Source organism: Syntrophomonas sp. UBA5494 (assembly GCF_002426325.1).
Genome location: NZ_DIPG01000094.1, coordinates 9,543 through 9,858 on the forward strand (window position 1 = coordinate 9,543; position 316 = coordinate 9,858).

Here is a 316-nt window from a genome sequence, read left to right on the forward strand (position 1 = left end):
CCACAGCGTTAGCCTCTTCGCCATCCGCCCCCAATTGGCGCATTTCGCGCAGTCATAATTATATCAACTTTACCGGGTTATTGCAAGAATAAGAATTTAGTATGGCCAGCTTCGCGATTTAGAAATGTTAGTCTTGAGGCGTTGGCTCTTTCGCTTGGCTAAGTATAACCATGGGCTGGGGTTCGGCTATACATAGTTGCGGGGCTAAAACGGGGCTAATAGCTTCTGTAAAAATAAAAGCGCCGCATCAGCAGCGCCGGTTTTCGTATGGAGCGGAAGAAGAGATTCGAACTCTCGACCCTCGCCTTGGCAAGGC